General features: G+C 63.3%; 7 protein-coding genes. 2 read left to right on the plus strand and 5 right to left on the minus strand.

Annotation, left to right across the window (positions count from 1 at the left end; genetic code table 11):
* Positions 1-4,800, minus strand: coding sequence for a DEAD/DEAH box helicase (locus CQY20_RS32050; protein ID WP_097945107.1), 4,800 nt, complete (start codon positions 4,798-4,800; stop codon positions 1-3).
* 121 nt (positions 4,801-4,921) lie between these two features.
* Between CQY20_RS32050 and CQY20_RS32055 the strand changes: the two genes are divergently transcribed.
* Both CQY20_RS32055 and tcmP read left to right on the plus strand, forming a co-directional pair.
* Positions 4,922-5,728, plus strand: a complete 807-nt coding sequence (locus tag CQY20_RS32055) for a TIGR02391 family protein (protein ID WP_097945109.1) — start codon at positions 4,922-4,924, stop codon at positions 5,726-5,728.
* Positions 5,729-5,966: 238 nt separating this feature from the next.
* Positions 5,967-7,115 carry a three-Cys-motif partner protein TcmP gene (gene tcmP, locus CQY20_RS32060; protein ID WP_097945111.1) on the plus strand — a complete coding sequence of 383 codons (1,149 nt, stop codon included), beginning with the start codon at positions 5,967-5,969 and terminating at the stop codon, positions 7,113-7,115.
* Position 7,116: 1 nt separating this feature from the next.
* Here the strand turns inward: tcmP and CQY20_RS32065 are convergent, their stop codons facing one another.
* The 4 genes from CQY20_RS32065 to CQY20_RS32080 form a co-directional block, all read right to left on the minus strand.
* Positions 7,117-7,863: a DUF5131 family protein gene (locus CQY20_RS32065; protein WP_097945112.1), complete on the minus strand. Its 747-nt coding sequence runs from the start codon at positions 7,861-7,863 to the stop codon at positions 7,117-7,119.
* A 113-nt stretch (positions 7,864-7,976) separates the two neighbouring features.
* Entirely contained in the window at positions 7,977-8,438 is a 462-nt protein-coding gene (locus tag CQY20_RS32070; RefSeq protein WP_097945114.1) for a GNAT family N-acetyltransferase, read from the minus strand.
* A gap of 5 nt (positions 8,439-8,443) precedes the next feature.
* Positions 8,444-8,938 (minus strand): hypothetical protein, encoded by a 495-nt coding sequence (locus tag CQY20_RS32075; protein ID WP_097945116.1) that lies wholly within the window; start codon positions 8,936-8,938, stop codon positions 8,444-8,446.
* 271 nt (positions 8,939-9,209) lie between these two features.
* The coding region (locus CQY20_RS32080; RefSeq protein WP_234816513.1) for a VapC50 family PIN domain-containing toxin at positions 9,210-9,658 on the minus strand (449 nt) is incomplete at its 5' end.

The raw sequence follows: 9,658 nt of genomic DNA on the forward strand, positions 1-9,658 counted from the left end.
CTACGATGCATCACGGACCGACCAACCCCTGGTCGGAATCCAATAGCTCGAGCCTCCGGCGAATCCAGGGCGATTCATGGCGATGGTCACCTTGGGGTTGTAGATCAGCGTGGTGAGGTCGTCGACACTCTTGCCCGATTCAGGGTCTTTACGCTTGGCCCACTTCAGTTTTGAAACCCGCCAGGTTTCGCGGTCTTCAGGATCGGCGCCGGCCTTGAGTTGGATGTTGACGGGGTAGGGCTCGACGGTTTCGTAGCCGACGTGCAGCTCAGCCAGTGTCCGGCCGGCGTTGACGAGTTGGTCGAACCGTTCGCGCGATTCGGGAGTGGGAATGTGCGGCAACATCTTCTTCAGGTCCGCGGCATAGGCTTGCCGGTATTTCGGATTGTGAAACAGGCCATACACGTAGTAGAAGATCTCGTCTTTAGTGACCTGGTCGCCGATCGCCTCCTGGTATAGCGCGAGGATGCCGTCGGTGATGTTGTCGATTCGTCGGTAGCCGTACTCGTCGACTTCGCCCTTTCCCGCGTCGAGATCCAGCGTGCCGTGGTCGGATTCGACTTTCTGGTAGGTCCAGCGGGGGAAGAACTGGCCGCCTTCGGAGCCATAGAAATTGAGATCCGGAATACTGTCAGTCATCATCACCGCGAACGGCTTTACGGCGCCTGTGCCCACGATATAGAAGCCCAAATTGTGGTGGCGCGGAGTCGGGAAAATCATCGGCATCCGGTAGACACGGTGATTTAGATCGCGCTGGAAGTACACGAACTGGGTATGAAACGGACGGTAGCGTCCGAAAACGATCGATGAATCGTCGAAGTGAATGCGTTTGCCTGATGCCGCGTCGACTTTTAGGGTGCCGCCCCAGCTGATCTTTCGCGGATCTGCGTCGATGAACTCATCGATCGCCGCCTTGCGGTCGATAACATGGTGCTCATCGCACCATGTAGCGTAGCCATCGACCTGCGAATCGTAGAAGTCGATCATTCGGCGGACATTCGACGCGACCGCGAGCCTGCTGAAGTTGTAACACCAGACGTCTCGGTTCGTCCCTAGTCCCAATGAATGGTTTGCAAAGACCGTCAAACCGCCGGCTTTGTCACCAATCACGGGCCATGTGGCGAACTCATCGCTCCGTTGGCTGGCCCAGTCGCCTTGCTTGTTCGGCGTAATCAGCTGCCAGTCAACAGTTTCCAGTGCCCCATCCCGCAGAATCTCCAGCTTCCGTTCGCGCGTGAGGTAATCGCCGATATCGCGATAGAAGATTTCGCAGGGGCCACCCTGTTCAGGATTGCGGATCCCAATGAAGATTGCGACAGTGTTGCGACTACCGGAGCCGAACACCTTGCCCCCCTCGCGTTTCGACTGCTCTCCAGCCGTTCGCTGGTTGCCCCGAAGGTTATAGACATAGATTCGCGAGTATTCGCTCGCGAGCGACAAGCGGATTCCGTCAGCGGAATTGGCGTCAATCCAACCGCCGTTCGATACGAACGCGACAACACCGTGGTTACCGATCCGGTCGCTGGCCCAGCGGAACGCTCGGATATACGAGTCGTACAGCGTTCGTTGGGTGGTCGCAGTTGACCGCTCCGCGTAGGTCGCGGCAATACGCTTATCTAAGGTCGGATATGAGAGGTTTGCATTCAGATCATTGGCCGAACCCTGTCCGACGCTGTACGGCGGGTTACCGACAATGACATGGATTGGTGCCGAGAGTTGCTTCACGATCCGAGAGTTATTCTGCGGGAACATCTCCGTGTCCATCGAGTCGTCGTCTTCGGTCATCTGGAACGTGTCCGTGAGGACGATTCCCTCGAACGGGCTGTACTCGGCCTTGGTGAGTGCGTGATAGGTGGTCTCGATGTTCACCGCAGCGATGTAGTACGCGAGCAGCATGATCTCGTTCGCGTGCAACTCGCTGGCGTACTTGCGGGCCAGGTCTTCCGGGCGCAAGAGGCCCGACTGCATGAGCCTGGTGATGAACGTTCCCGTCCCGGTAAACGGGTCGAGCACGTGAACAGCCTCGTCGGTGAGACCGCGGCCGAAGGCTTCACGGGAGGCGTGGTCAGCTGCGCGGAGGATGAAGTCCACGATCTCGACCGGGGTGTAGACGATGCCCAATGCCTCAGCCTGTTTCGCGAAGCCGACCTTGAAAAACTTCTCATAGAGTTCCGCGATCACTTGCTGCTTGCCGTCGGCGGTGGTGACCTCCGAGGCACGGATGCGCACCGAGTCGTAGAAGCCTTCGAGGTGCTCAGTCTCTGCCTCCAAACCGGCCTCGCCGAGCTGATCCACCATCGCCTGCATGGTGCGGGAGACGGGGTTGTGGGCCGCGAACTCGTGACCCGCGAACAGAGCGTCGAAGACCGGAGCGGTGATCAGATGCTGTGCGAGCATGGAGATCGCGTCGTCGCGGGTGATCGAGTCATTGAGGTTGTCCTGCAAGCCTTTATGGAACTTCGCGAACGCCTCAGTCACCGTAGGGTCGGCCCCGTCGATCAGAACTTTGATCCGGGCGATCAGGGCAGCGGCGATATCGGCGACGTCCTTGGCCCAGTCCTCCCAGTAGGTGCGGGTGCCGACTTTGTCGACGATGCGGGTGTAGATCGCCTCCTGCCACTCCGACAGCGAGAACAACGCCATCTGCGACGCCAACCGCCCACCATCAGAGCTGTCCCCGTCCGCGACACCCGCGGCGGGGTCGGAACCTGTCTCCCCACTGCCGGTAGGGCCGGCGCTCTCGCCGCCGCCGATGCTCTCTGGGTTCTCCGTCGTCGGGCCGATGTGCCCACCGAGGAGTTGATCGGAACCCTTTCCGGTGACGTGCAGTTGCGAGGAGGTGTTCAGTGCAATCGAGTTGACCATCGCATTGAACCGGTCGTCGTGGGCGCGCAGAGCGTTGAGGACCTGCCACACCACCTTGAATCGACGGTTGTCCGACAGCGCCTGTGACGGTGAGACGCCGGCGGGCACCGCGACCGGCAGGATGATGTATCCGTAGTCCTTGCCTTCGGCTTTGCGCATCACCCGGCCTACTGACTGCACCACATCGACAACGCTGTTGCGGGGGTGTAGGAACATCACCGCGTCCAGTGCTGGAACGTCGACGCCCTCGGACAGGCACCGCGCGTTGGACAGGATGCGGCATTCGTTCTCCGGCAGCGGCGCCTTGAGCCACTGCAGCTCGCGGTTGCGTTCCAGCGCGTTGTAGGTGCCGTCGACGTGGCGAACCTGCACGGCGAGATCCAGATTGGTGGTGTTCACATCGTGGCCGTCGTCGATGCTGTCGCTGAGCATCTCTCGGTAGGTGTCCACGACTCTGGGGAACAGATCCGCGACCTTCTTCGACGCGGCGATGTCCCTCGCGAACGCGACCGCCCGGCGCATCGGTGCCTCACCCGGCGCGAATCCCTGACCGTCCGGGGTCTTGCCAGCACGCTTGGCCAGACCGTTCCAGGCGCCCACGATCTTCGTCGCATCATCGAGGCGCAGTTCTCCGTCGGGGCCAGCAAGCTGGGCCTGCAGCGGCGCGGCGACCATCTCCTCGTCCACAGTGAGTACAAGCACCTTGTAGTCGGTGAGCAAGCCTCGCTCCACGGCCTCCCCGAACGACAGACGGTGGAACTCCGGGCCGTACTTTGTCTCGTCGTCCATCGAGGTGATCTCGGCGGAATGCTCGTCAGCCTTCGCCTTCACTGTCTCGTCGTAGATCCGCGGCGTCGCCGTCATGTACAAGCGGCGGGTCGCGTGCAGGTAGTCCTCGTCGTGGACCCGCACGAAGTTCGACTCGTCAAACCCCTCCAGCGTGACACCGGTGGTGCGGTGCGCCTCATCGCAGATCACCAGATCGAATGGCGCTACACCCAACTTCTGCGCGTCTGCAATGACCGGCAGCGACTGGTAGGTCGTGAACACGACCGTCAGGCCCTTGGCGCGCTTGCGATGCTCCATCTCATGTGCCAGCGTCGCCGCGTTCGTGGTCACTGGGATCGCGACATCGTAGGTATTGATGTCCTCCGCCGCGCGGGACACCTTCGTGTCCGAGCAGACAGCGAACGCACGCAGGTCCAACTGTGTTTGCGCCGTCCACTCCCGCAGCGTCTGGCTCAGCAGGGAGATCGACGGAACCGCGAACAGAATCCGTGCGCTGCCACCGTTCTCAGTTGCCGTGCGCTCGGCGATCTTGAGCGCGGTGAACGTCTTGCCGGTGCCGCACGCCATGATCAGCTTGCCGCGGTCGTTGCCGGCGGCGAAACCCGCGAACACCTTCTCGATCGCGGTGGCTTGATGCGGACGCGGCTCGTGACGGGTCGCCTCGGAGACGTTGATCTGTAGGTCGCCGTCCACCCAGGCGATGTCCCAGTCGATCGGCGAGTCAGCGATCTCCGCCAGACCGATTCGCTGCACCGGGATGGTCTGATCCTCGAGAGCGTCTTCAGCGTTTTTTCCCCACCGGTCGGTGGTCGAGATGATGATTCGGTTCGTGAACGGGTTCTTGCCCGACGCGGTGAAGAACGAATCGATGTCCTCCTTGCGGAGCTGGTGCGTCGCCTCGTAGAACTTGCACTGGATCGCCGTGTACTCGCCACTGTCGCGCACGCGGGCGACGAGGTCGATTCCCGTGTCGGGCTTGCCTTTACGGCCAGGCCAGTCGATCCACCGCCACACTTCGTCGTACTGCTGCGACAGCAGCGGATCAAGGTCGAAGTAGCGGACCATGAGCTTCTCGAACTTGGTCCCGCGTTCCGAGTTCGACGGCGCTTCGCGGAACGCGTCCATCACCTCGTGGATCGAACCCATTGTTCCCCCAACCTATCGGCGCGTGCGTCAGAGAGCCTAGGCGGCGGAGGCGGTCGAGACTGAGGGTTCAAGGCGTACGCGTGTCGTGGGGTCTGTCAGCCCGCAGCGATAGCCTGCTGCGATGGCAGCGAGCACCATCGCACCGTTTGGTCACGGCTCGATCGAGAACATCGCCAGGATCATCGGAGAGCTGTATACCGGACCCGAGCTGACACGGATACTCGCGTCGGTGGGGATGTCGGACCCTCTGGGCGAGGGCCAGACGAAGTGGAAGCGCCTTGCCGCGAGCATGCAGGAGAAGCAGTACGCGCAGGGTGACGGCCGACCGGTCCTGGCTGTCGTCATCGCGGCGATGAAGCCCGAGATGGTCTGGGACCGCCAGGCCAAGGCTGCGGTGGCCCGAGACGAGCTGAACCAGGTGCTGTCGCTCTCGGGCTACCGGGTGCGCGCAAGCGGGACCATCGGCCCCGCTGAGAAGGCCACCACGGCATCGGAGGCATCCGCCCGGAGCGAGCGCCTTCGCACGCTCCTAATAGAACGCGGCGCACACCCGGAGGTTCTCCTCTACTGCCGAACCGAGCTGCTCAAGACCGACTACTACGAGGCCTTGTTCGAGGCCGTCAAGGGACTCGGTGCACGGCTGCGGGAGAAGTCCGGACTCGATGAGGATGGGCGTCCGCTGGTGCAGGCGGCGCTCCGCGGAAAGCAGCCGCGCGTCATGCTCACGGACTGCTCCACCGTCACCGAGCGCAACGAGCAGGAGGGTGTCGCGCTGTTGGCCGAAGGTATCTTCGCCGCGTTCCGGAACCCGGCCGCCCACGAGCCCAAACTCGTGTGGGAGGCGAGCGAACAGGACGCGCTCGACGTGCTGGGAACCCTGTCGATGATCCACCGCCGCCTCGACGGTGCACGCAGCAGAACCCGCTGACCTCGCAGCAGGGATGTCGGAGCAGCGTCCCACCCAAGCGGATCTCCGGTGACGGCGCGCCGCCCGGTGTAGTCCGGTGTGCGGCATAGGCTTCTAGACGCGTATCCATGGGTTGAGGGGGCCGAGCGCAGTGACTGCATCAACACGATCTTCGGGATCGACGGCCACTTCACCTGGACCGGAAGCTAGCGGCTTCTGCTCAAGCTGTACGCGGCGCTGATGGTCCCGGGCAACCACGATGGCGACCGGAACAGATGCTGGATTGCTGGAAAGCCCTAGACCGCAGTCTGTCTACAAGCACGCGATTCTTGAGCAATACGTCATCAGGTTCGCGACGATGACGGCGAGCAGGCTGAATCCGAAGCGGTCGGTACTCTTCGATGGGTTCGCTGGCCGTGGTCGCTTCGAAACCGGCGAAGCAGGTTCCGCAGAGCACATGATGATCGCCTCGCAAAAGGTCAAGGCCACGACCCAGATCGATCTTCTCCTGGTCGAGAAGGATCCGAAGGACTACGAATCTCTCGACACGGTGGCCGACGAGTACCGCGCCCGCGGTATTCACATCGACGGCTACAACGGTGACTGTGGGGATCACATTGACGAGGCGTTGCAGCTGGCCGCCGCGGCCAGTCTGTTCGTCTTCCTCGACCCTTGCGGCGCCGTGCTCCCGATGGACTCCATCAGGGGCATCCTCCACAAGCGTGGCAACTGGCCGCGGACAGAGGTGTTGCTGAACTTCAGCGCGGACCTGATCCGACGAGCAGGTGGCCAGCTGAAGAAGGGCCAACTAGACCTCGGCGGAGTCGCGAAGGCAGATGCCGTGTGCGGCGGCGAGTGGTGGCGAGACGTCGCGTTGCAGGCCTACGCCGCCTGCAACGGGAAGAACTGGGAATCAGCCGCAGAAGCCGTAGCCATCGAGTACGCCAGGCGGCTCGCCAGCGGAACGGGGTACGGGTTCGTCGTCGCACCGGTGCGGCGGCAGGTCCACCACCAGCCGGTCTACTACCTGATCTTTCTCACCCAGGATCCCCACGGCTTCTGGGTCTTCGGTGTCGCCGCTGCCAAAGCTCGCGAGAAGTGGATCGACTTCCTCGGGCCGGACCCAGACGAACGCGAAGGGATGCTGTGGGACACCGTGGCCGACCAGATCGAGAGGGAACACTCCAAGGCGATCGCACACATCACCGACAACCTGCGGCGACTGACGGAGGACGGTAAGCCGAAGGCAGTCGTCCGTCACGTCAAGGGGGTGTTCGGGGATCTCTACGGGGAGGCCAAGGAGACCGCGTTCACGGCAGCGGTTCGGGCGCTGGTGAAGTCTGGTGAGATCGAATTTGAAACGAAGGGTCAGAAGCCCCACCAGCACGTCATCCGCAAGGTGGTGTGATCTACCCCGTAGCGGCCTCGGGCATCTCGTCCCACAGCTGGCCTTCGAGTTCTCGACCGGCAGCCTTCGGGGTGCGACCGCCCCACTGCTTGAAGAAGAACGGGACCTCGGCCTCGGTGCACGCATCACGGATGCCCTGCGCCCACGACAGCTGCATGGGCCTGTACCTGGGTCCCGACTCGCCGCCGGCGATCACCCAGCCGATGCCGGTGAGATCGATCCCGTCGAGCGGCCCGAGCAGCGGCTCGCACGACAGGAAACGCACGGCGGCTGGCACCTCGCGGAGATGATCGACGCGCGGTAGCGCCTCGGCGTTCTCCACCGACACGCCCATCCAGAGGTTGTGCGGCCAGTCCAGCTTGTCGGCCACACGCCGCAGGCGGAGACTGCGCTTCGTGAGCACCTGGTAGGTGTGCTGCGGGGTCTCACGACAGACGTCGAACACGTCGCGGATGAAGTCGATCGGCACCCGAGCATGGAAGAGGTCGCTCATCGAGTTCACGAACACCACTCGGGAGTTGCGCCAGCGCCGCGGCTCGTCGAGGGCCTGCGGGTGCACCGTCACGCCGAATCCGGCGCCGGAGGTGCGCGGGTCGCCGTCCTGCTGGTACTTCGACGAGCCCATCGCCTTGAGGCGCTTGGCCAGCGTCATCGCGTAGCAATGGTCGCAGCCTGCAGACACGCGGTCGCAGCCGGTGACGGGGTTCCAGGTGGCCTCGGTCCACTCGATCGCCGACCGGTCCGCCATCGCGCGCTCCCCTCAGCCGCGGCTCCTGTCGTTGCCGCCACTCTATGGTGTGGTACCGACGTGTTGGGCGGGACCATTGTGACCGGTGTGTCGTACGTGACTCCGGCCAGGGTCTACCGGGCCGGTTGGATGAACAGCGGCCGGTGGAACTGCTCACCGTCGGGGTGGTCGAACCGCTCCCAGCCGAGTGACTCCCAGAACTCGTTCGACTCCTCGCTGTAGGCGAACAGTCGTCGGTCCGGGTGCCGGTCTTCCACCGCCCGCACCGCCCTGGTACCGACACCACGGCCACGGGCGGCGGTGGCCACCTCGAAGAACTGGATCTCCAGGCGCTCCGGACCAAGCTTCGGGACGCCGAGGTACTGCGGGTTCACACCGCCGGGATCGTCGAGCTCGACGCGGGCGACTTCGGAGCCGCCTTCCAGCACCTGCACGAACCAGGGCTCATCAACGGCGTAGTACCGCGGTTCATCCCACCAGCGCTCGTTCTCGTAGGGCACCTCGAAGTCGAACGGAGGGAGCCAGGAGTACTTGCTCGCACTACCGCGGCGGTGATCGACCAGCGTCAGAGTCACGGCTGTCAGTCCTGCAGCTCGTACGGGACCGAGGAGTAGTACCGGTCGAACTCGTCGTACTCCGCGATTCCGCTGAGCAGCCGCGCCACCGCGAGGCCGTACTGCGTAATGCGCAGGCCCTGGTGCCCACTGCCGAGCGGCACGATTCCTCGCCCGCCGTCGACGTACACGTAGTTCACCCGGTCCACCAGCGAGCCGCGCCAGAAGAAGTCGGCGATGCTGATCTCCCGGATCTCGGAGTCGGGGAAGTTCTCCGACCAGTCGAACTTGAGCTTGTGCTCGTGCTGGCTCTCCGGCATCCCGTACGCCACAGTGAGGTCGATGTCCGAGCGGTACACGGCCACCTCGACGTGGCTGTCGTGGTCGATGCCCGAGGTGCCGTCGGCGGGACTGCTCCACGCACCGAAGCGGTCACGATACGTCGGCCCCGACAGCTTGATGCGCCGCCACTCGGCGGGGCGCGAGCTGGCGATGAGCGTCTGCAGTTCGTCGAGCCTCATGGGTTCCTCCCTGGATGCAGCGGTGTTGTCGGCGTCACAGTAGGCCGGGGCACCGACAACCCGCCCGTGACCGCTCACGGGACCTCGCGATTGTCCGTGAGCACCTCGGACCGGGCTGAGTCTGGGTTCGTACCCGCTTCGATTCCGGCTCTGGCCACCACGTTCTACCTGCATGAACACGGGTCATGCACTCGGTGGATAGTTTGATTCGTCCAGTTCTTGTCCGGTCTTCGGTGTGTGAATCTCAGTCGCCTGAAGTTGATCGAGGTGGTCAGCCGGGACACCGGGTGTCTTCCGCCAGCAGCGGCAACAGGATCTCGGCGACCTCGGTCATGTTGTGCCGTGTCACCAGTAGCTCAAGGATCTGTTCCGGGGTCTGCGGCGGGTTGGTTAGGCGATTCGACATCTCTCGCAACGCGCGTATCCCTGCATGCGGGTGTGCTGCCACTGTGTTGGCGGCGAACTGATGTGGGTGCACGGTCTCGATGTCGGCCTCCACGAGCACGCTTGCTGTGCTGAACCCGGCCCGGCGATCATCGGTGACGATGGCGTTGGCTTTGCCGATGAGCGCCGCGTGGGCGACGTGGGCGTCATCGGGATCATTGAGGCCGTAGCTGTAGTCGCGGTCTTTGGGTGCGTGAACTGGCTGTGACAGGTTGATTTGGCCCCGGTAGGACGGTCTGTTTTGGCCCCGTCCGCCCGACTCGCCGGTGCGGTTGT

Source organism: Mycolicibacterium agri (assembly GCF_002553505.1).
Lineage (GTDB): Bacteria > Actinomycetota > Actinomycetes > Mycobacteriales > Mycobacteriaceae > Mycobacterium > Mycobacterium agri.